At 70.8% G+C, this 21,826-nt stretch carries 19 protein-coding genes; 5 read left to right on the top strand and 14 right to left on the bottom strand.

What is annotated here, in order from left to right:
* Window positions 1-4 precede the first annotated feature (4 nt).
* From ABH941_RS26905 to ABH941_RS26895, 3 genes are all read left to right on the top strand, one after another.
* A complete protein-coding gene (locus ABH941_RS26905; protein ID WP_370132100.1) occupies window positions 5-760 on the top strand; it encodes an SDR family oxidoreductase in 756 nt (251 codons plus the stop codon).
* A gap of 431 nt (window positions 761-1,191) precedes the next feature.
* On the top strand, window positions 1,192-2,022 hold the full coding sequence (locus tag ABH941_RS26900; RefSeq protein ID WP_370132099.1) for a phosphatase PAP2 family protein: 831 nt from the start codon (window positions 1,192-1,194) through the stop codon (window positions 2,020-2,022).
* A gap of 395 nt (window positions 2,023-2,417) precedes the next feature.
* Window positions 2,418-2,792 carry a hypothetical protein gene (locus ABH941_RS26895; protein WP_134010792.1) on the top strand — a complete coding sequence of 125 codons (375 nt, stop codon included), beginning with the start codon at window positions 2,418-2,420 and terminating at the stop codon, window positions 2,790-2,792.
* Window positions 2,793-2,809: 17 nt separating this feature from the next.
* On the opposite strand, the gene ABH941_RS26890 is transcribed toward ABH941_RS26895, so the two are convergent.
* From ABH941_RS26890 to ABH941_RS26840, 11 genes are all read right to left on the bottom strand, one after another.
* Window positions 2,810-4,168, bottom strand: a complete 1,359-nt coding sequence (locus ABH941_RS26890; protein ID WP_243876920.1) for an aspartate aminotransferase family protein — start codon at window positions 4,166-4,168, stop codon at window positions 2,810-2,812.
* Between the two features lie 82 nt (window positions 4,169-4,250).
* On the bottom strand, window positions 4,251-6,197 hold the full coding sequence (gene dxs / locus ABH941_RS26885; protein ID WP_370132098.1) for a 1-deoxy-D-xylulose-5-phosphate synthase: 1,947 nt from the start codon (window positions 6,195-6,197) through the stop codon (window positions 4,251-4,253).
* Between the two features lie 55 nt (window positions 6,198-6,252).
* Window positions 6,253-7,410 carry a flavodoxin-dependent (E)-4-hydroxy-3-methylbut-2-enyl-diphosphate synthase gene (gene ispG, locus ABH941_RS26880; protein WP_370132096.1) on the bottom strand — a complete coding sequence of 386 codons (1,158 nt, stop codon included), beginning with the start codon at window positions 7,408-7,410 and terminating at the stop codon, window positions 6,253-6,255.
* Window positions 7,407-8,084, bottom strand: a complete 678-nt coding sequence (locus tag ABH941_RS26875) for a 1-hydroxy-2-methyl-2-butenyl 4-diphosphate reductase (protein ID WP_370132095.1) — start codon at window positions 8,082-8,084, stop codon at window positions 7,407-7,409. The genes ispG and ABH941_RS26875 overlap by 4 nt, the downstream gene beginning before the upstream one ends.
* A 28-nt stretch (window positions 8,085-8,112) precedes the next feature.
* Complete coding sequence (shc, locus tag ABH941_RS26870) at window positions 8,113-10,254, bottom strand: squalene--hopene cyclase (RefSeq protein WP_370132094.1); 2,142 nt, start codon at window positions 10,252-10,254, stop codon at window positions 8,113-8,115.
* A 4-nt stretch (window positions 10,255-10,258) separates the two neighbouring features.
* The gene (locus ABH941_RS26865; RefSeq protein ID WP_370132092.1) at window positions 10,259-11,437 is read right to left on the bottom strand and encodes a polyprenyl synthetase family protein; all 1,179 of its coding nucleotides are present in this window, start codon (window positions 11,435-11,437) and stop codon (window positions 10,259-10,261) included.
* Window positions 11,438-11,459: 22 nt separating this feature from the next.
* On the bottom strand, window positions 11,460-12,857 hold the full coding sequence (hpnE, locus tag ABH941_RS26860) for a hydroxysqualene dehydroxylase HpnE (RefSeq protein WP_370132091.1): 1,398 nt from the start codon (window positions 12,855-12,857) through the stop codon (window positions 11,460-11,462).
* Window positions 12,858-12,964: 107 nt separating this feature from the next.
* Complete coding sequence (gene hpnD, locus ABH941_RS26855; protein ID WP_370132090.1) at window positions 12,965-13,867, bottom strand: presqualene diphosphate synthase HpnD; 903 nt, start codon at window positions 13,865-13,867, stop codon at window positions 12,965-12,967.
* Window positions 13,868-13,875: 8 nt separating this feature from the next.
* On the bottom strand, window positions 13,876-14,826 hold the full coding sequence (hpnC, locus tag ABH941_RS26850) for a squalene synthase HpnC (RefSeq protein ID WP_370132089.1): 951 nt from the start codon (window positions 14,824-14,826) through the stop codon (window positions 13,876-13,878).
* 234 nt (window positions 14,827-15,060) lie between these two features.
* Window positions 15,061-15,852: an ABC transporter ATP-binding protein gene (locus ABH941_RS26845; RefSeq protein WP_370132259.1), complete on the bottom strand. Its 792-nt coding sequence runs from the start codon at window positions 15,850-15,852 to the stop codon at window positions 15,061-15,063.
* An 88-nt stretch (window positions 15,853-15,940) separates the two neighbouring features.
* Window positions 15,941-16,801, bottom strand: a complete 861-nt coding sequence (locus tag ABH941_RS26840) for an ABC transporter permease (protein ID WP_370132088.1) — start codon at window positions 16,799-16,801, stop codon at window positions 15,941-15,943.
* Window positions 16,802-16,987: 186 nt separating this feature from the next.
* On the opposite strand from ABH941_RS26840, the gene ABH941_RS26835 reads away from it, so the two are divergent.
* Window positions 16,988-17,620, top strand: coding sequence for a TetR/AcrR family transcriptional regulator (locus ABH941_RS26835; RefSeq protein ID WP_370132087.1), 633 nt, complete (start codon window positions 16,988-16,990; stop codon window positions 17,618-17,620).
* 172 nt (window positions 17,621-17,792) lie between these two features.
* Window positions 17,793-18,449, top strand: a complete 657-nt coding sequence (locus tag ABH941_RS26830) for a pyridoxal 5'-phosphate synthase (protein ID WP_370132086.1) — start codon at window positions 17,793-17,795, stop codon at window positions 18,447-18,449.
* 6 nt (window positions 18,450-18,455) lie between these two features.
* Here the strand turns inward: ABH941_RS26830 and ABH941_RS26825 are convergent, their stop codons facing one another.
* The 3 genes from ABH941_RS26825 to glgC all read right to left on the bottom strand — a co-directional run bounded on the left by ABH941_RS26825 (window position 18,456) and on the right by glgC (window position 21,815).
* The gene (locus ABH941_RS26825) at window positions 18,456-19,877 is read right to left on the bottom strand and encodes a glutamate decarboxylase (RefSeq protein WP_370132085.1); all 1,422 of its coding nucleotides are present in this window, start codon (window positions 19,875-19,877) and stop codon (window positions 18,456-18,458) included.
* Between the two features lie 83 nt (window positions 19,878-19,960).
* Complete coding sequence (locus tag ABH941_RS26820; protein ID WP_370132084.1) at window positions 19,961-20,488, bottom strand: hypothetical protein; 528 nt, start codon at window positions 20,486-20,488, stop codon at window positions 19,961-19,963.
* A 109-nt stretch (window positions 20,489-20,597) separates the two neighbouring features.
* Window positions 20,598-21,815, bottom strand: coding sequence for a glucose-1-phosphate adenylyltransferase (gene glgC / locus ABH941_RS26815; protein WP_134010768.1), 1,218 nt, complete (start codon window positions 21,813-21,815; stop codon window positions 20,598-20,600).
* Between the last annotated feature and the right edge of the window lie 11 nt (window positions 21,816-21,826).

Raw genomic sequence — 21,826 nt, 5'->3', positions numbered from 1 at the left:
ACGCATGACTGGGACGGACGACAAGGTCGCGCTGGTGACCGGAGCCAGCCGTGGCATCGGCTTCGCCGTGGCCGAGGCGCTGGTGGCCCGGGGCGAGCGAGTGGTGATCACCGGACGGGACGCGGAGAGCCTGGCCGCCGCCGTGGAGCGGCTCGGCGGCCCGGACGTGGCCCTCGGCATCGCCGGGAAGAGCCATGACGAGGCGCACCGCGCCGAGGTCGTGGACCGGACCATGGAGCGCTTCGGCCGGATCGACCACCTGGTCAACAATGTCGGCACCAACCCCGCCTTCGGCGCGATGGTCGATCTGGACCTGAACGCGGCCCGGAAGATCCTGGACATCAACCTGGTCTCCACCCTGGGCTGGGTGCAGCTGGTCCACAAGGCCTCGCTGCGCGAGCGGGGCGGCGCGATCGTCAATGTCTCCTCGGTCAGCGCGCTCGGCCCGGCGCCCGGTATCGGCATGTACGGAGCCAGCAAGGCGGCGCTGGTCCAGCTCACCCAGCAGCTCGCCTACGAGCTGGCCCCCACGGTGCGGGTGAACGCGGTGGCGCCCGCGGTGGTGCGCACCAAGTTCGCGGAGGCCCTGTTCGCCGGCCACGAGGAGCAGGTGGCGGCGACCTACCCGCTGAAGCGGCTGGGGGTGCCCGAGGACGTGGGCGGCACGGTGGCCTTCCTGCTGTCGGAGCAGGCGTCCTGGATCACCGGTCAGATCCTGGTGCTGGACGGCGGACTGACGCTGGGCGGCGGCACGGTCTGACACCCGCCTCCGCTGCCGGCCGCGAGGGGCCCCGGACCAGACGACCTGGTCCGGGGCCCCTCGCATTTCCCGCGCTAATCATTTCCGGCTGCCCCAAAATTCCCCGGTCAAACCTTCGAAGAGCCGATTGCATTCGCTTCTGATCACTATTCAAGTCATCTCTCACGTCACTCCCATCACTCCTGGACCATTTATACGGAACTTACGACCGGACAGGTAACAGCGTTATTAAGAAGGCCCACCGGCTGCGGACCACCCCGGACGGCCCATGTAATGTCGAAGAGGTGCGCAATCAGCAGAGAGAGGCCTCCCGAGCAGAGTCCACCAGGTCAGCAGCCCCGCGACAGCCCGCCTCAGCGGCGAATCCGTGGACCCCGCTGAGTCGCGCACACAAAGCCCTCTTTCTCTTCACATCCGCTTTCTATCTGGCCGTGATCGTCGCCGTGCTGGCCACCTCGCGCCTGGTCGCGCTCGACTGGGACGTGATGCTCTACAAGCCGTACGAGCACTGGCCCGACGCCCAGGGGTTCCTCAACTCCTATGTGGTGCTGGGCCAGCGCGGCCCCTCGGCGATCATCGCCACGGTGTGGCTGGGCTGGCGCAGCCGGCGCACCCGGAGCTGGCGGCCGCTGCTGGTGCTGGGCGTCGCGCTGGTCCTGCTGAACATGACGGTGGGCGCGGTGAAGATCGGCATGGGGCGACTGGGTCCGCACTACGCCCATGTCATCGACTCCAGCGCGCTGTTCCAGGGCGGCGGCATATTTCCCTCCGGGCACACCGCCAACGCCGTGGTGACCTGGGGCGTGCTGGCCTACCTCGCGGTCCGGCACCGCCGGATCGCGGCGGTGCTGGCCGGATTCCTGGGTGCCACCGTCGGCCTGACGACCGTGTACCTGGGCACGCACTGGGTCAGCGACGTGCTGGCCGGCTGGGCGGCCGGGGTCCTGGTGCTGCTGGCGCTGCCGCTGTTCGAGCCGGTGATCACCACGGCGGACGGACGGATGCGCGCCCTGTGGACCCGGCGCCGGGCGCTCTACGCCACCGTGACCGCGCCGTCGCACCCGGCCTGGCTCACCGAGGCCCGAACCGAGACCCCTGCCGAGGCGCGCAGGGAACCGAGCCGGTCGATATCCCTGTCGGCATCCCGCTCCCATTCTCATTCCAGCGACCACTCCAACCTTTCGGGGCGGTGGGGTATCCCCCAGCTCGAAGAGCTCGGGGAGGCCCCGCACCCCTGCGAAACCCCGAAGTGGCGGGCCTGACCGGGATCGACCCCGTGAAACACGGCCCACTCCCCGCTGCAAACTGTTGCCTTCGTCACTTCGCACGGTCGCGCAGATATGGCGTTCGTCACTCCGGCGACAACCCGAGCCGCCGTCAATTCGCTCGGACCGCTGAATACCGGCGCAGTTCTGCAGCGTTTTCGTGGCGGTACCGATGATCTTCGGGAGGGCGGACCCGCTGATTCCGCGATCCCCATCGGACTTTCATCGATCATAAAGAGCCGAGCAGTGATCCGATGAGGTTAATCCATCACCCTCTCCTGATCACTTTCGACCAAGCGGCATGTGCCCCCGTCCTCGGCTCCTAGGGTCTTGGACTGCGGGGACCACGAACGGGTCCCCCCGTCCGACCCCGTTCAGGAGGATGCCCGCACATGCCGAACATGGAGACCGCGCTCAAAGAGGCCATGAGTGTCGAGGGAGCCCTGGGCGTCGCGATCGTCGACTACAGCAGCGGCCTGGCCCTCGGGACCCTCGGCGCCAGCAAGGAGCTGGACCTCAACGTCGCAGCCGCCGGGAACACCGACGTCGTCCGCGCCAAAATGCGCACCATGGAGATGCTCAATCTCCATAACGAGACGATCGAGGACATTCTGATCACGCTCACCAACCAGTACCACATCATCCGGCCGCTGACCCGGCACAGCAGCAAGGGGATCTTCCTCTACCTGGCCCTCGACCGGCACCGCGCCAATCTGGCGATGGCGCGGCACCGGATGAAGCAGATCGAGGAGCACCTGGAGGTCTGACGGCCGGGCCCGCGAACCTACCGGTTGGCGACGGCCTGCTTGATCAGCGTCTTGCCGAAGTCCCGCATCAGGCCGGTGCCGCTGTGGGCCTCGTCCATGATCTCCGTGAAGGCCGCGACGAAGCGGTCCACCTCGGTCTCGGTGATGGTGAGCGGCGGGATGAGCTTGATGACCTCCAGGTAGTCCCCGGACACCTGGGTGAGGATCCGGTGCCGCTGCATCAGCGGAACCACCACCATCTGCGCGAACAGCCCCTTGCGGGCCGCCTGCAGAGCCATCCATCCGGTACGCAGCTTGAGCGACTGGGGGCGGCCGAACTCGATGCCGATCATGAGGCCCCGGCCGCGCACATCGGCCAGCATCTCGTACTTCGGCTTGAGTTCGGCCAGCCGCTCGCGGAACAGGTCCCCCACCCGGCGGGCGTTCGCCACCACCTGCTCGTCCTCCATGACGTGCAGGGTGGCGAGCCCCGCCGTCATGGCCTGGGCGTTGGAGCCGAAGCTGGCGGAGTGCACCAGCACCCGGTCCATCGAGGAGTAGACCTTCTCGAAGATCCACTGCTTGCCCAGGGTGGCGCCGACCGGTACGTAGCCGCCGGAGAGGGCCTTGGCCACGCACACCAGGTCGGGCTCCACCCCTTCCTCGTGCTGGTAGGCGAAGAAGTCGCCGGTGCGGCCGATCCCGGTCTGCACCTCGTCGGCGATCAGCAGCGCCTTGTGACGGTGCAGCAGGTCCTGGGCCGCCTTGAGGTAGCCGGGGGGCGTGGGGTGGACGCCCTTGCCCTGGATCGGCTCCACGATCAGCGCCGCGACGTCGCCCTTCTTCAGCTCGCGCTCCAGCGCGGCGAGGTCGCCGAGCTCCAGGGCGGTGTCCGGCAGCAGCGGGGCGAAGCCCTTGCGGAAGCCCTCCTCGCCGTTGACCGAGAGCGAGCCCGTGGTCAACCCGTGGAAGGCGTGGTCGGCGAAGAGGACGCGGGGCTTGCCGGTGGCGTAGCGGGCGAACTTCAGCGCGGTCTCCACGGCCTCGGTGCCGCTGTTGCCGAAGAAGACCCGGTCCAGGTGCGGGGCGTAGGAGAGCAGCTTCTCGGCGAGCAGGCCCGGCAGCGGCTGGCAGTCGAAACGGGTGAGGTCGGCCAGCTCCAGGTCCATCACCTGGTGCAGGGCCTGACGGACCACCGGGTGGTGCCGGCCGAGGGCGAAGATGCCGAAGCCGGCCAGCATGTCGAGGTAGTCGTTGCCCTCGGCGTCGTAGAAGTAGGCGCCCTGCGCCCGCTCGTACACCTTGTCGAAGCCGATGGTGTGCAGCATCCGCGGCAGCTGGTGGTTGAGGTGGTCGCTGTGCAGCTGGTAGCGCTCGGCCCCGCGCTCGGCGAGCAGCGCCGCGACGTCGAAGGGCTTGGCGCCTGCCGTCGGCCCGTCCTCGGCGGAGCCGGGCGTCTTGTGGTCAGGAGTCACGATGTCAGATGCCACGTGGGGCTTCCCCTCCAGTCGGTACGACTGCTTGCTGCCGGTGCCGTCCGAGCCCGATCGCCTTGGCGAAGCCCGCGGTCTGGGCGGCGACGCCGGGGCCGGTGAGGCCGAGTCGGTCCAGGATCTCACTGCGTGAGGCGTGCGCCAGGAACTCCTGGCTGATGCCCAGCTCGCGCGTCGGAATGTCGATCTCGGCGTCCCGCAGCGCCATCGCCACGGCCGAGCCCACACCGCCGACCCGGCCGTTGTCCTCCACCGTGACGACCAGCCGGTGCCGGGCCGCCAGCTCTGTCAGCGCCGGGTCGACCGGCTTCACCCAGCGCGGGTCGACCACGGTCGCGGTCAGTCCATCCGCGGTGAGCAGCGCCGCCGCGTCCAGGCAGGCCGGGGCCATGGTGCCGACCGCGACGATCAGCACGTCCGGCGCGGTGCCCGGCTCGGCCGTGCGCATCAGCACGTCCACGCCGCCGATCCGCTCGATGGCCGGGATCGGCGGACCGACCTCGGCCTTGGGGAAGCGGACCACGGTCGGCGCGTCGTGCACCTCCAGCGCTTCCCGCAGCTCCGCGCGGAGCTGATCGGCGTCGCGCGGCGCGGCGATCCGCAGGCCGGGGACGACCTGGAGGATGGACATGTCCCACATGCCGTTGTGGCTGGCGCCGTCGGTGCCGGTGACCCCGGCCCGGTCCAGCACGAAGGTGACCCCGCACCTGTGCAGCGCGACATCCATCAGGACCTGGTCGAAGGCCCGGTTGAGGAAGGTCGCGTAGACCGCGACCACCGGGTGCAGCCCGCCGGTGGCCAGGCCGGCCGCACTCACCGCGGCATGCTGCTCGGCGATCCCGACGTCGTAGATCCGGTCCGGGAACTCCTTGGCGAACTTGCCCAGGCCGACCGGCTGGAGCATGGCCGCGGTGATCGCCACCACGTCGGCGCGCTCCTTGCCGATCTCCACCAGCTCAGCGCCGAACACCGAGGTCCAGGAGATGCCGCTGGACGGGCGCAGCGGCTCGCAGGTGATCGGGTCGATCGCCCCGACCTGGTGGAAGTGGTCGGCCTCGTCCAGCTCGGCCGGACGGTAGCCGCGGCCTTTCTCGGTGAGGCAGTGCACGATGACCGGGCCGCCGAAGCCCTTGGCGCGCTTCAGCGCCGACTCCAGGGCCTGCGGGTCGTGGCCGTCGATGGGGCCGATGTACTTCAGGCCCAGGTCCTCGAACATGCCCTGCGGGGCGACCGCGTCCTTGAAGCCCTTCTTGGCCCCGTGCAGCGCATCGTAGATCGGGGCGCCGACGCCGGGGGTGCGCTGCAGCGCCTCCTTGCCCCAGGAGAGAAAGCGCTCGTAGCCCTGGGTGGTGCGCAGGGTGGCGAGGTGGTTGGCCATGCCGCCGATGGTCGGCGCGTAGGAGCGCTCGTTGTCGTTGACCACGATGACCAGCGGCCGGTTCCTGGCCTCGGCGATGTTGTTCAGCGCCTCCCAGGCCATCCCGCCGGTCAGCGCGCCGTCGCCGATCACCGCGACCACGCTGCGGTCCTCCCGGCCCTGCAGCTCGTTGGCCTTGGCCAGGCCGTCGGCGTAGCCGAGCACGGTGGAGGCGTGCGAGTTCTCGATCACGTCGTGCTCGGACTCGGCCCTGGACGGATAGCCGGACAGACCGCCGAAAGCCTTCAGTCGGCTGAAGTCCTGACGGCCCGTGAGCAGCTTGTGGACATAGCTCTGGTGGCCGGTGTCGAAGAGGATCCGGTCCTTCGGGGAGTCGAACACCCGGTGCAGCGCGATGGTGAGCTCCACCACGCCCAGGTTCGGTCCGAGGTGTCCGCCCGTTCGGGTGACGGCCTCGATCAGGAAGTCGCGGATCTCCTCGGCGAGGCGCGGCAGCTCGTCGGCGGGGAGCAGCCGCAGATCGGCGGGGCTCTGAATGGACTCCAGCAGCGACATGTGATCACCTTCGTTCAGCAGGCGGGCAGTTGGCCGGTTCGGCTGGGGGCTGCGATCAGCTGACGGCGACGACGGGTTCGCCGGACGCGATGCCTTCGTCCTGCATCTGCTCGGCCAGCTTCAGGGCCTCCTCGATCAGCGTCTCCACGATCTTCGACTCCGGCACGGTCTTGATCACCTCGCCCTTCACGAAGATCTGCCCCTTGCCATTGCCCGACGCCACCCCCAGATCCGCCTCACGCGCCTCACCCGGACCGTTGACCACACAGCCCATCACAGCGACGCGGAGCGGCACCTCCATGCCCTCCAGCCCCGCGGTGACCTCCTCCGCCAGCTTGTACACATCCACCTGCGCCCGCCCGCAGGACGGGCAGGACACGATCTCCAGACCCCGCTGACGCAGGTTCAACGACTCCAGGATCTGATTGCCGACCTTCACCTCCTCCGCCGGAGGCGCCGACAACGACACCCGGATCGTGTCCCCGATCCCCTCACTGAGCAGGGCCCCGAACGCCACCGCCGACTTGATCGTGCCCTGGAACGCCGGACCCGCCTCGGTCACCCCCAGATGCAGCGGATAGTCGCACGCCGCCGCCAGCTGCCGGTACGCAGCGATCATCACCACCGGATCGTTGTGCTTCACCGAGATCTTGATGTCCCGGAACCCGTGCTCCTCGAACAGCGAGCACTCCCACAACGCCGACTCCACCAACGCCTCCGGCGTCGCCTTCCCGTACTTCTCCAGCAACCGCCGGTCCAACGACCCCGCGTTCACCCCGATCCGGATCGGCACCCCCGCCCCCGACGCCGCCTTCGCGATCTCCTTCACCTTGTCGTCGAACTGCCGGATGTTGCCCGGATTCACCCGCACCGCCGCACACCCCGCATCGATCGCCGCGAACACGTACTTCGGCTGGAAGTGAATGTCCGCGATCACCGGGATCTGCGACTTGCGCGCAATGGTCGCCAACGCATCCGCATCATCCTGCGAGGGGCAGGCCACCCGCACGATCTGACACCCCGACGCCGTCAGCTCCGCGATCTGCTGCAACGTCGCATTCACATCCGAGGTCACCGTCGTGGTCATCGACTGCACCGACACCGGCGCGTCACCACCGACCGCCACACTCCCCACCATGATCTGACGACTCCTACGCCGCACGGCAAGCGGCTTGAGCGGAGCGGACGGCATTCCGAGCGAGATCGCGGTCATGAGGAGGTCACCAGAGCCCTTTCTGAGAACGGCGAGCCGAAAGCGGCGAGTACGGGTGCGGCCGTGCGCAGGGCGCGCCAGGCGCGCAGGCCGTGAAAGAGGGTGCCGGGACGCAGCAGTTCGTGCTCGGGGGTGTCGACGACGACGCGGACGGCCGCGGCGGGAAGCCCGGCGGGCAGGGCGCGCAGCGCCCCGGCGGTCTCCATGTCGACGGCCAGCACCCCGGCGGCGTTCAGTTCCGCCCGGCGGTCACCGCGCACCACGGCGTCCGCGCTGAACAGCGGTCCGGTGTGCACGGTCAGCCCGACCGAGCGCAGCGCGGCGGCGAGCGCGTCCGGACGCGGCAGCCCGGTCACGCCGCCCCGGCCGTTGCTGGCGCCCCTGCTGGCATCGCGCACCTCAGTGGCAACCAGGACGTCTCCGGGGCGTATTCCCGGTCCGACCGCCGCCCCGAATCCCGCGAAGAGGAACGCCCCCGGCGGGTACTCCTCCTGCGTGAGTGCCCTGCTGACGGAGCGAAGGGCCTTCTCCCCGCCCATGCCGGTACGGATCAGCCGTACCGACGGCGCCGCGCGCACGCCCGCGCGCAGGGCGGCCTGCTCGGCCCCCAGCGCGCAGGCGAGCAGCAGCGGCCGCCCGTCCGGACGGCCCGGTCTGGCAGGCTCCCTGCTCATCCGGTGCCCCGGGCGGTGTCCAGGACTGTCACCGCGATCGCCTCCCCGTCAGCAGCGGCCGCTGATGGCGGATCCGCTCCTCCTGTACGGGGACGCCCGCGTGCAGCTCCGGGGTTCCGTGCAGATAGCGGCCGAGGGCCGTCACCGGGAACACGAGGCGGTAGAGGTTGTAGTTGATGGAGAAGTCCCAGGGGAAGCCGGTGCCGGTGAACTCCGGCTCGTCCCAGCTGCCCTCGGGCAGCTGGGTGGCCGCCAGCCAGCGCACGCCCCGGTCCACGGTCTCCCCGGTCTCGCCGGCCGCCAGCAGGGCCATCAGCGACCAGGCCGTCTGCGAGGCGGTGGAGGTGCCGCGCCCGGCCCAGCTGCGGTCGCTGTAGGAGCGCATGTCCTCGCCCCAGCCGCCGTCCGCGTTCTGGTGCTGCTCCAGCCAGCTGACGGCCCGGCGGACCGAGCTGTGCGAGGCCGGGATGCCGGCCGACACCAGCGCCGGGACCACCGAGCCCACCCCGTAGATGTAGTTGGTGCCCCAGCGGCCGAACCAGGAGCCGTCCTCCTCCTGCTCGCGCAGCAGCCAGTCGACGCCGCGCCGGACCCGGGGGTCGTCGGTCATGCCGACCGACGCGAGCATCTCCACCACATGCGCGGTGACATCGGCCGACGGCGGGTCGACCACCTCGCCGAAGTCGCAGAACGGCAGCTTGTTGGGCAGCGTGCTGGTGTTGTCGACGTCGAAGGCGGCCCAGGCGCCGTTCTTGGACTGCATGCCCAGGGTCCAGTCGACGCCGCGTCCGACCGCCGCCTCGACCCGCTCGGGCCTGGGGTGCTCCACCCGGCGCAGGGCGAGCACGACCTCGGCCGTGTCGTCGATGTCCGGGTAGTTGTCGTTGTCGAACTCGAACGCCCAGCCGCCGGGCTGCAGCCGGGGCCGCTGCACGGCCCAGTCGCCGCGCTTGACGATCTCCTCGTCGAGCATCCAGTCGCTGGCCCGGACCAGCGCCGGGTGGTCCTTGGGGAGCCCGGCGTCGGCCAGCGCGACCACCGCGAGGCAGGTGTCCCACACGGGTGACTGGCAGGCCTCGATCCAGCGGTGGCCCTCGTCGGTGTGCACGGTGAAGCGCTCGAAGGCGGCCAGGCCGGCCTTCATCACCGGGTGGTCCAGCGGATAGCCGAGCAGGTGCAGGGCGATCAGCGAGTAGACGGCGGGCGGCTGGATGCCGCCCCAGCAGCCGTCGGCCTCCTGGCGGTCCACGATCCAGCGGGCGGCCTGCTGCAGGGCCAGGTTGCGGACCGGCCGCACCGGCATCCGGTGGTACAGGTGCAGCACCCGGTCGAGCCGCTCGAAGAAGCCGTCCCAGGTGTGCGCGGCCGCGAAGGGCCGGACCGGGTAGGGGTCGGCCGGGTCGGTGTGCAGCTCGTCCAGGTCGAACGGGGCCTCGCGTACCGGGCGGTGCGCGGAGACGACGGTCAGCGGCACGATGGTCTGCCGGGCCCAGCAGCCGAAGGAGTAGATGTTCAGCGGGAAGCCGCGGGGCAGGAAGATGACCTCGGGCGGCAGCTCGGGCAGCCGGTCCCAGGGCCACCAGCCGAACAGCGCCAGCCAGATCCTGGTGAACACCCGGGCCGCGGCGATGCCGCCGTTCCTGCGGATGTGGGCCGAGGCCCGGCGCATGTGCGGGGCCTGCGGGTCGTCCCCGGCCAGCTTCAGCGCGACATAGGCCTCGATGGTGGTGGACAGCTCCGGCGGGCCGCCGAAGAAGGTGGCCCAGGTGCCGTCCGGGAGCTGCTGCGAGCGGATCCAGTCGGCGGTGGCCCTGGTCTGCTCCTCGGTCCTGATCCCCAGGAACTGACGGAGCAGCAGGTCCTCCGCGTCCATGGTGACATTGGTCTCCAGGTTGCCCTTCCACCAGCCCTGCTCGTCCTGGAGGCCGAGCAGGTGCGCGGTGGCACGCTCCAGGGTCTGCGCGGCGAGCGCGCGCACGTCCTCCGGCAGGCTCTCCGGGGACGGGGTCTGTGACTCCCCCGGCTCTTCGTCGGGCGCCACCTCCTCTCCCACCACCGGAACGTTCTTTCCGGCCTTGGTGGCCGCCTTTCCCCCGGCTGCCTGTCCACTCTCCGCGGCCGGCTCTGCCTCGTACTGTGGGTCGAGCCGGCCGTCCGCGGTTGCTGTCATCTCGTCACCTCTCCCTGACCACGACGAATTCGGCGAGCGCTGCGAACTGCTCCCGAATCTGGGCGGGCATGGGCACCTCGTCGAGGGCCGCCAGCGCGGTCCGGTGCTGCCGGCGCGCCTCCTCGGCGGTCCAGGCGCGTCCGCCCGCCTCCTCGATCAAAGCCGCGCGGACCGCGAGTTGTTCCTCGTCCTCGTGTCCGCGTCCTTCCGGGTCGGCCAGCAGCTCGGCCAGCCGCACCGAGGCGGGGCCGCCCTCGGCCAGCGCCGCCGAGACCGGAAGGGACTTCTTGCGCTGGCGCAGGTCGCCGAAGTTGGGCTTGCCGGTGACCTCGGTGGCGCCCCAGATGCCGAGCAGGTCGTCCACCGCCTGGAAGGCCAGCCCCAGGTGGTAGCCGTAGCGCTCCAGCGCGTCGGCCCCGGCGTCGTCGATGCCGGCCAGCACGGCGCCGACCGAGGCGGAGGCCGCCAGCAGGGCGCCGGTCTTGTTGCCCTCCATCTCCAGGCACTCCTCGACGCTGACCCGGTCCCGGTGCTCGAAGGAGAGGTCCTGGGCCTGACCGTCGATCAGCTTGCGGGTGGCCAGGGTGATCCGCTGCACGGCCCGGCCCGCGTCCACGCCGGTGGCTCCGCCCTTGTCCGCCGCCTCCAGCAGCACCTCGTTGGCCAGCGCGAACATGGCGTCGCCGACCAGGATCGCCTGGGCCGGGCCGAACACGGTCCAGACCGTGGCCCGGTGGCGGCGCTGCTCGTCGCCGTCCATGAGGTCGTCGTGGAGCAGCGAGAAATTGTGCACCAGTTCGACGGCAACACCGCCGGGAATGCCGATCTCGGCCGGCGCGCCCGCCGCCTGGGCGGAGAGCAGGGCCAGCGCCGGGCGCACGGCCTTGCCGCCGTCGCCCTCGGTCGGCCTGCCCTCGGCGTCGGTCCAGCCGAAGTGGTAGGCGGATACCCGGTCCATGGGTGGCGCCAGTCGTCCGACGGCCTCCCGCAGCACGGGAGTACAGAGCGATCTGCCACGTTCGAGCAGGAACCGCACATCTGCAGAGTCTCCAGCATCGACGGCGCCGACAGAGTCGACGGACGGCTCCGCCGGTCGTGCCGGGCGAGTCTCCTCAGGGCTCGAAACCACGCTGGCTCCCTCTCCGTTCTGACTGTTCGTCCGGGGCTTTGCTGTCGCTGTCATAACCAACCTGTCTGCGGTTTCGTCAGCCGGTTCGGGCGGCACTGCTTGCTGCCGGGCCGTGCGCCCCGGCGAGGTCGGCCCGCGCGGCCCCGGCGGCGGCGTTGCCGCTGCGGACGGCGCTCTCCATGGTCGCGGGCCAGCCGGTGGCCGTCCATGCGCCCGCCAGGTAGAGGCCGGGGGTACGGGTACGGGCGGCGGGGCGCAGGCGCGCGGAGCCCGGCGCGGGCGCGAAGGTCGCGGTCCGCTCCCTGGTGACGAAGAACTCGGTGACCCGGGCGCCGCGCGCCTCGGGCAGCAGCCGCTCCAGTTCCGGTAGGTAGCGACTCCTCAGCTCGGACACCGGCAGGTCGATCTCGTCCTGCGCGGCGGACTGGGACAGGGCCAGGTACTGCCCGGGACCGCGCAGCCCGGAGTGCGCGGTGCGGTCGAACACCCACTGCACCGGCGAGCCGAGCGCGGCCAGGAACGGACGGTCCAGGACCTTCCGGTCGTAGATGACGTGGACGTTGAGGATCGGCGCGTGGTCCAGCTCCTGCAGCCGCTCGGGGCGGTCGATGCTGCCGGCCGGGAGCAGTCCGTGGGCGGCGTCCTGAGGCACCGCCAGTATCACCGCGTCCACGGCGTCCAGCAGCTCCGAGCCGCCGTCCAGCCGCTCGCCGGCCAGCTCCACCCGGTGGCCGCCGCCCTCCGCGGACTTCAGCTGCGTCACCTTGGTGCGCAGCAGGATCCGCACCCCGGCGCGTTCCAGCTGCGCATGCGCGGCGTCGTGGTGCAGCGCCCCGAGCGGGACCTTGGCGAAGCCGATGTCGGACGCGCCCGGATCGCTGAGCAGGCCGGTCTTGAAGACCATCGCCGCCAGCGCGAGTGACGAGTGGTCGGCGGTCGCGTTCAGGGTGGCCACACCGACCAGGTCCCACAGCGCGTCGACGGCCCGGGGCGACTGCCCGTACCGGCGCAGCCAGTCGCCGAAGGAGTGCCGGTCGAGATCGGGATCGTCCAGGTCGAGACCGCGCAGCGCCAGCGCGGCGCGGCCGGTGGCCAGCTTCTCCCGCGTGCTCATGTGCGGGTACAGGGCCAGGCTCTTGGCGAGGTGCAGCGGCACCGGCAGCCCGGCCCGGCTCAGCGATCCGGTCCGACCGGTCGTCACATCCCGCACCGGGACGTCCAGCCGCGGCTGGATCTCCACCTGGTCGGTGACCCCGAGCCGCTGCAGCAGGCCCCGGTAGGCCGTGCAGCAGCGCAGGAACACATGCTGGCCGTTGTCGACCCACAGCTCCCCGCGCCTGAACGAGAAGGCCAGGCCGCCGAGTCGCGGGCGGGCCTCGACCAGGGTCACCGCCGCACCCGCGTCGGCGAGGCGAAGCGCGGCCGTGATCCCCGCGAGCCCCCCGCCGACGACCACCGCCGTCCGCCCGTTCATGTGCCTCTCCGCTCCGTGCCGGCGCGCCTGCGCGCCTGCCTCTGTGACTCCCCAACGACCCTGTGTGACAAACGCGCCACGTTCCGTCGTCGCAATCCGACGGTCATTCAAGAAGGATGCCTTCCGGCCAGCCCCGAGAGTGCCACATACGCCTTCTCCCAGCCCGGCAACGACACCCTTCCGCGGAGCACCGCTTCGGGGTCGCTGATGATGCGCTGCAGCAGCCGGTGGTAGATGCCCGCCATCGCCGCCACACAGGCCCGGCTGCGCCGGTCCAGCATCGGCAGCAGCAACAGGCCCTCGTCGAAGTATTCCTGGGCGCGCGCGGCCTCGAAGAGCACCAGGCCGGTGAAGTCCGCCCCGGCGGCGGGACGGCCCAGGAAGCCCTGCTCGCAGCCGAACCTGGCCAGGTCCTCGGCGGGCAGGTAGGTGCGCCCGTTGGCGGCGTCCTCGCGGACGTCGCGCAGGATGTTGGTGAGCTGCAGCCCCAGGCCCAGGGTGTCGGCGAACTCGGCGCCGCGCTTGGGGTCGGTGCAGCCGAACACGCCCAGCGACAGCCGGCCGACGGTGCCGGCGACGCAGCGGCAGTAGACCCGCAGCTGGTCGAAGGTCTCGTACTCGGCGCCGCGGACGTCCATCTCCACGCCGTCGATCAGCTCGTCGAAGGCGTCCAGCGGAATGGCGAAACGGGAGCAGGCGTCGGCGAGGGCGACCTTCACCGGATCGGTGTCCTCGGCCTCGACCGTGCCTTCGCGGATCTCGTCCAGCAGCGCCCGGGTCAGACCCAGGTGCTCGGCCTTGCGCTCGTCGGACCACTCGCCGTCGCCGATGTCGTCGATCCGGCGGGCCAGCGCGTAGACCGCGGACATGGCCATGCGCTTGTCGGCGGGGAGGAGTCTGATGCCGTAGGAGAAGTTGCGGGCCTGCGCCCCGGTCACCGCCTCGCAGTATCGGTACGCCGCTGCCGCCTGCGGGGACACCGGCAGGGAAAGCTCTGAGGCCACCTCCATGCGCCGACTCACCGTCCTCTCACCAGAGTCGCCGCCGCCTCCCGAAGGAGGCGGCTCTTGCGGGGCTTGGGCGCCCCGGCCAGCACATCGTTGTCGGCCGCCGCGATCGCGTCGAGGGCCGCGTAGCCGCCGGCCGCGAAGCCGGCCAGCAGCAGCCGCAGCCGCCCTCCCACCGTTCCGACCAGGGGCGCGCCCTGGTCCAGCAGCACCCGGGCCCGCTGCGCCTCGAAGCCCACCAAGGCGCGCAGCGCGGGTCCGGCGTGCTCCGCGTCCAGGTCGGCCTCGGTGACCCGGAACGCTGCCATGTCGGCGGCGGGCAGGTAGATCCGGTTCCGGGCGCGGTCCTCGGCGACGTCCTGCAGGTGTTCGATGATCTGCAGCGCGCTGCAGACCGCGTCGGACTGCCGGACCCGCTCCGGGGTGGCCAGCCCGGCGAGCTGCAGCACCATCAGGCCCACCGGATTGGCCGAGAGTTCGCAGTAGCCCATCAGGGCGTCGATGTCGGGGTAGCGGCTGGTGGTCTGGTCGACCCGGTTGGCCTGGATCAGCGCCCGGAAGGGCTCCGGGGTGAGCGCATGGCGGTCGGCCACCGGCACCAGGTCGGCCAGCAGCGGATGCCGCGGCGGCTCCGCCCCCGGGGTACCCAGCACCGTCTCGAACACCCGGTCGAGGTCGGCCTCCAGCGCGTCCAGCAGCGCGAGGGCCCCGGCGTCCGCGGCGCCCAGCACGGCCGCGGTGGCCGCCGGGTCCTCCAGGTCGCCGTCGCCGGCGTCGTCGACCAGCCGGGCGAAGCCGTAGACGGCCATCAGCCCGGCCCGCATGGCGGCGGGCATGAAGAACGGGGCCACCGGGAAGTTCTCCCGGGCCGCCTTGTCCAGCACGACCGCGGAGGACTGCTGACTCCCCGACTGCTCGCCCGTCGCCCGCTTCTTGCCTTCTGCCTGTCGACGCACTGTCATGACCGCCACCCCCCCGTTCTACACCGATCTTCACGGCCTGCCCACAGCGGACACGCCAGCCTCCCACTGCCGCGCCCGCGCCGCATCCGGTCGGCTCCACCCGGGGCGATCCCGGGGATCTTGCTCATAGCTTAGGACTGCGGTGTGACAAACCCGCCTCCGGGGGGTGGCGGCGGCGGGTTCGTCACGGCGTCAGATCCGGCCGGTACGGCTCTTACCTGCGCTTACCTGCGCTTACCGGCTCTTCATGTACTTCTCGTACTCGGCGACGATCTCCTCGGTCGGACCGTCGGCCCGGATCACGCCGCTCTCCAGCCAGATGGTGCGGTCGCAGGTGTCCCGGATCGACTTGTTGTTGTGCGACACCAGGAAGACCGTGCCGGCCTCCTTGCGCAGTTCCCGGATCCGGTCCTCGCTGCGCTTCTGGAAGGCGCTGTCGCCGGTGGACAGCGCCTCGTCGATCAGCAGCACGTCATGGGTCTTCGCCGCGGCGATGGAGAACCGGAGCCGCGCCGCCATGCCCGAGGAGTAGGTGCGCATCGGCAGCGAGATGAAGTCCCCGCGCTCCTGGATCCCGGAGAAGTCCACGATGCCCTGGTACTTCTCGCGGACCTCGGCGTAGGACATGCCCATCGCCAGGCAGCCCAGCACCACGTTGCGCTCACCGGTCAGGTCGTTCATCAGGGCCGCGTTCACGCCCAGCAGCGACGGCTGGCCGTCGGTGTAGATCGAACCGGAGGCGGTGGGCAGCAGCCCGGCCACCGCCGCCAGGGTGGTCGACTTGCCGGACCCGTTGGAGCCGATCAGGCCGACCGCCTCGCCCTTGTACGCGGTGAAGCTGATGCCGCGGACCGCGTGCACCTCCGAGATCGCCGGGGACGCCTTGCGGCGCACCATCCGCGACAGCGCCGAGGTGGCCGACCCGCGACCGGCGCCGGCCCCGTAGATCTTGTAGATGATGTGGACGTCGTCCACGATCACGGTCGGGATCTTCTCGGCGCGCTTGGAGGCCGCGTCCTTCCGCAGCTCCTCCTCCTTCGCCTGTCGCGCCAGCTCGTCCGGGTCGAGGGCCTCGGCCCCGTCCGCCGCGAGACTGCGTTCGTTCGTCGAGGTCTCAGCCACGTCCGTACTCCTCCTCGGCCTTCCAGAAGAACATGTAGCCGCCGAGACCGACCACGGCAGCCCAGGCCAGTGTGATGATCCAGACATGGTGCGGCAGGCTGCTCGACGACACCGAGTCCATCAGCGCGTAGCGCATCAGGTCGTTGAAGATCAGTGCCGGGTTGTTGTCCAGGATCACCGCGACCCAGTGCGGGGCCTTGTGGGTGAAGGTGCTGACACTCCAGAACACGCCCGAGGTGTACATCCAGGTCCGGATGATGAAGGGCATCAGCTGGGCCATGTCCGTGGTCTTGGCGCCGATCCTGGCCATGAACATGGCCAACCCGGCGTTGAAGACCGACTGGAGGAACAGGATCGGCAGGACCAGCAGCCAGCGCAGGGTGAGCGGCTCGCCGGAGGCCAGGATGATCACGCCCAGCACGCCCATCGAGAACAGCAGCTCCTGGAGCTGGATCACGGTGAAGGCGATCGGCAGGCAGGCCCGCGGGAAGTGCAGCGCCCGGATCAGACCCAGGTTGTCGGCGATCGAACGGGTGCCCGAAAGCACCGCCGACTGGGTGAACTGGAACACGAACACACCGGTACAGAGGTACGCGATGAAGTTCGGGATTCCACGACTGGTCCCCAGCAGCAGGCCGAAGATCAGGTAGTACACGGCCGCGTTCAGCAGCGGCGTCATCACCTGCCAGATCTGACCCAGCCGCGCGGCCGTGTAGGTCGCGGTCAGCCGGGCGGTGGCGAACGCAACGATGAAATGGCGCCGCGACCACAGTCGCCGGGTGTACTCACCCAGCGACGGCCGCTTACCGCTGACTGCAAGTCCGTACTTGGCCGCCAAGTCGCCAGGGCTCAAGCCCGAGTCCCCATCGGGACCGGCGACACCTACCAGCCGCTGCTCGTACACCGTGGACACGCTACTCCCAAGCCCTTTGCCCCCGACCGATACGACGGAACGGTAGCGTCTCGTCGTAGATAAGAGAAAAACTAGGGGGTCCCACGTGAGAACGCAACCGTATCGTCCTGACGCTACAATGACGCCATGCTGACTGGGGATTCAAAGAGAACCGACAGGTCGGAGGGGGTCAAACGGGCCCCGGCCGGCGCGGCGGTGCTCCGCGACGACGTCACCGAGGCTATCCGCAGCGCGGTCTTCGAGGAACTCGCCGCGAGCGGCTACGGACGCCTGTCCATCGAGGCCGTGGCCCGCAGGGCCGGGGTGGGCAAGACCGCCGTCTACCGCCGCTGGCGCTCCAAGCTCCCCATGGTCATCGAGGTGGTCTCCGAGGTCGCCGCGCTGGGCCTGGTCCTCCCCGACACCGGCTCGCTCCGCAACGACCTGCGGATGTTCGTCCATGTGCTGGCCCGGGTGCTGCGGCACCCGCTGGCCGCGCAGATCGTCCCGGACCTGCTGGCCGAGGCGGCGCGCAACCCGGAGATCGCGGAGACCCTGGCCGCGGCGCTGGACGCGGCCCAGCGGCAGAGCAGCGCCGCTCTGGTGCGCAAGGCGGTGGCCCGCGGCGAGCTGCCCGAGTCCACCGACCCCGACCTGGCCCTGGACCTCATCGCCGGTCCGCTGTACTGGCGCCTGGCGGTGGTGCGGACGCCGGTGAACGGCGACTACCTGGACCGCCTCGCCGCATCCATCGCGGCGGCGTTGGGTGCACGGGCGTAGGCCGGTTGTCGACTGCGGGTTGTGCATGGTTGGTCGCGCAGTTCCCCGCGCCCCTGGGGGCTGCAACTGAACCGCTGAGAGCAAGTTGCACCTACCTAGGGGCGCGGGGAACTGCGCGACCAGCCATGCAGACGCCGCAGCCAAAGTCCCGCCCCTGGGTACGCTGAGCCCCGTGCCCTCACCCGTACGCGCCCTGCTGTTCGGTGTCCCCATGCTCAGCGAACCGCTGCCGTCCTTCGACCCCGCGGCAGCCCCCGCTGAACCGTTTCCGCTCTTCCTCGACTGGCTGAGCGAAGCGATCCGCAGCGGCGTCAGCGAGCCCCATGCGATGACCCTGGCCACGGTCGACCGGGACGGCCGCCCGGACCTGCGGATCGTCGCCCTGCGTGACGCCACCGCCGACGGCTGGGTCTTCGCCACCGACGCGGACAGCCCCAAGAGCCGTCAGCTCACCGACTGCCCGCAGGCGGCCCTCGGTTTCCACTGGCGCGAGCAGGGCCGGCAGATCCGGCTCCGCGGCCCGGTCGTCCGCGCCGACGACGTCACCGCCGCCGAGGACTTCCGCTCCCGGCTGCCCGGCTCCCGCGCGGCCATCCTGGTCGGCCACCAGAGCGATCCGCTGCCCGACCGCACCCTGCTGGCCGACGCCTACGCCGAGGCCCTGGCCCGGGTCACGGCCGACCCCGACCTCACCACCCCGGCCCACGCCCTGTTCGTGCTACGACCCGTCAGCGCCGAGTTCTGGCAGGGCTCCCCCGGCCGGGGCCACACCCGGCTGCGCTACGGCGCCACCGACGCGGGCTGGACCCGCGAGCAGCTCTGGCCGTAGAAGGCTTCAGTGGTGGAAGCCCGAGGGGCCGCCTGATCCCTGCAGCGGCCCCGGCTGGGCCTGGAGCTCCGGGAGCAGCCGGCTCAGGTCCTCGACCAGCAGGTCGGCCAGGTCGCTGGAGAAGCCGTTGCGGCAGACGATGCGCAGCACCGCCAGGTCGGTGCGGTTCGCCGGGAAGGTGTAGGCCGGGACGAGCCAGCCCCGTTCGCGCAGCCGCCGGGAGACGTCGAAGACATTGAAGGCGGTGACGTCGTCCGTGGTGGTGAAGGCGAAGACCGGCAGCTCGTCGCCCCAGCTCAGCATCCGGAAGACGCCCATGGCCTCGATCCGGCGGGCCAGCGAGACCGCGATGTCCCGGCTGGCCTGCTGGACCGCCTGGTAGCCGCCGTGACCCAGCCGCAGGAAGGTGTAGTACTGCGCGACGACCTCGGCCCCCGGGCGGGAGAAGTTGAGGGCGAAGGTGGGCATCTCGCCGCCCAGGTAGTTGACCCTGAAGACCAGTTCCTCCGGCAGCGCCGCGCGGTCGCGCCACAGCGCCCAGCCGACCCCGGGGTAGACCAGTCCGTACTTGTGGCCCGAGGTGTTGATGGAGGCGACCCTGGGCTGGCGGAAGTCCCAGCGCAGCTCCGGGTCGAGGAAGGGCGCGACCATCGCGCCGGAGGCCCCGTCGACATGGACCGGGATGTCCAGCCCGGTGCTGCCCTGGAACTCGTCGAGGGCGGCGCAGATGTCCCACACCGGCTCGTAGCTGCCGTCGAAGGTGGACCCGAGGATGGCGACCACGCCGATGGTGTCCTCGTCGCACAGCGCGACCGCCGAGGCGGCGTCCAGGTGGTAGCGGTCGCCCTCCATCGGCACGGTGCGCGCCTCGACCTCCCAGAAGTTGCAGAACTTCTCCCAGCACACCTGGACGTTGACGCCCATGACCAGGTTGGGGCGGGCGCCGGCGGCGTAGCGCTCGGCGTTGCGGAGCATCCAGCGGCGCTTCAGCGCCATCCCGGCGAGCATGCATGCCTCGCTGGACCCGGTGGTCGAACAGCCGACGACGCCGGCGGGGTCGGGGGCGTTCCAGAGGTCGGCGAGCATGGCGACACAGCGGCGCTCCAGCTCGGCGGTCTGCGGATACTCGTCCTTGTCGATCATGTTCTTGTCGACCGACTCGGCCATCAGCAGAGTCGCCTGCGGCTCCATCCAGGTGGTGACGAAGGTGGCCAGGTTCAGCCGGGCGTTGCCGTCGAGCATCAGTTCGTCCCTGACGATCTGATAGGCGATGTCCGCCGCCATCGGGCCGGAGGGCAGCCGGTGCTTGGGCGGCGCCGTCACCATGCTGCCCACCTCCGGGTTGGCCGCCCCCAGGAACGGGTTCACCGAGACCCGGTGCCCGCCCTTGCCGTCGTGGCTCTCCTGACGACCCGTGTGCAGCGCCATCCGCGTGCTCTCCTTCTGCTCCGTGTGGCACCCATGGACGGGCTCCACCCCCCCTTCCCTCCCCAGGAACGGACAGGAAACTCCTACTGCTTGGTCCAGCGGTCGCGACCGTCCGAGCCGGCCTTGCAGACCAGGGCGGTGCTGTTGCTGCCGGTCGCCTTGGCGCCGGTGGTGGCGCAGAAGGCTCCCGCCTTGGCGTTGGTGGCGGAGACCGCGGCGGAGGTCCAGCGGTCCTTGCCGCTGCTGTCCGCCGCGCAGGTGACGGCCAGGCCCTTGGCGGTCTCCCCGGAGGCCCCGGCGGTGGAGCAGTAGGCGCCGGCGGTCACGTTCTTGGCCACCGTCGCGGACGAGGAGGCGCCGGCCTTGGCCGAGGCCAGCTTCGACGAGGCGGTGGCGGCGGCCCCGGCGGCCTTGGCCGACACACTCGCGGCCACGCTCGCGGCGGCGCCGGCCGCCTTGGCCTTGGCGGCCGAGACGGCGGCACTGGCCTGGCCGCTCACCGCACTGCTGACGCTGTTCTTGGTGCTGCTGGAGCAGCCGACCGTGGCCGTGAGGACCAGCGCGGCCAGCCCCACTGAGGCGGCTGCGACCGAACGGCGGGGACTGCGCATGGGGTAACGCCCTTTCAGAGCCGGATGCCCGGACACCGGGCGTGACTCCTCGAACGTAGGCGCGCCGCCACCCCGCCGCTCGGCGCGTTACGCCGGTCCGGTGACGCCCTCAGCGCACCTGCAGCCCCTTCCCCAGAGCCACCACTCCCCCGGACGAGACGGTGTAGAGCTCGCGGTCCCGGCCCGGGTCCACGCCGATCACGGCCCCGGGCGGCACCACGACGTTCTTGTCGAGGATCGCCTTGCGCACCACCGCGCCCCGGCCCACCCTGACCCCGTCCATCAGCACCGACTCCTGCACCACCGCGCCGGACTCGACGACCACGCCGGGGCCCAGCACCGAGCCGGTGACCTGACCGCTGATGATGCACCCGGTCGAGACCATGGACTCGGCCGCGATCCCGCCGGCGACGAACTTGGCCGGCGGCCGCTGCGCGGGGTGGGTGAAGATCGGCCAGTGCCGGTTGTAGAGGTTGAACACCGGGTGCACCGAGATCAGATCGGTGTGGGCGTCGTAGTAGGCGTCCAGGGTGCCGACGTCGCGCCAGTAGCCGTGGTCGCGGTCGGTCTCGCCGGGGACCTGGTTGTCGTCGAAGTCGTAGACCTCGGCCTGGCCGTTCGCGGTGAGCATCGGCAGGATGCTGCCGCCCATGTCGTGCACCGAGCCCTCGTCCTCGGCGTCCCGCTGGAGCGCGTCCAGCAGCACCTTGGTGGTGAAGATGTAGTTGCCCATGGAGGCGAACACCCGGTCGGGGTCGCCGGGGAGCCCGGGCGGCGCGGCGGGCTTCTCCAGGAAGCCCTCGACCGAGCGGCCGTCGGCGGCGGTGGTGATCACCCCGAACTCCGAGGCCTGGCTGCGCGGGACCTTTATCCCGGCCACGGTCACCCCGGCGCCGGACTCGAGGTGGCGGCGCAGCATCTGCTGCGGGTCCATCCGGTACACATGGTCGGCGCCGAACACCACGATGTAGTCCGGCTGTTCGTCGTAGACCAGGTTGAGCGACTGGAAGATGGCGTCGGCGCTGCCCAGGTACCAGCGCGGACCGAGCCGCTGCTGGGCCGGGACGGGGGTGACGTAGTCGCCGCGGATCCCGGTCATCCGCCAGGTCTGGGTGATGTGGCGGTCCAGGCTGTGGCTCTTGTACTGGGTGAGCACGCAGATCCGGTTGATGCCGCCGTTCACCAGGTTGGAGAGCACGAAGTCGATCAGGCGGTAGGCGCCGCCGAAGGGCACCGCGGGCTTGGCGCGGTCGGCCGTGAGCGGCATCAGCCGCTTGCCCTCGCCGCCGGCGAGGACGATGCCGAGAACTGACGGGCTACCGGCCATGGGCGCTCCCT

Source organism: Streptacidiphilus sp. EB103A (assembly GCF_041261405.1).
GTDB lineage: Bacteria > Actinomycetota > Actinomycetes > Streptomycetales > Streptomycetaceae > Streptacidiphilus.
The sequence above is the reverse complement of the archived record's forward strand: the minus strand, read 5'-3'. Positions and strand labels throughout refer to the sequence as shown.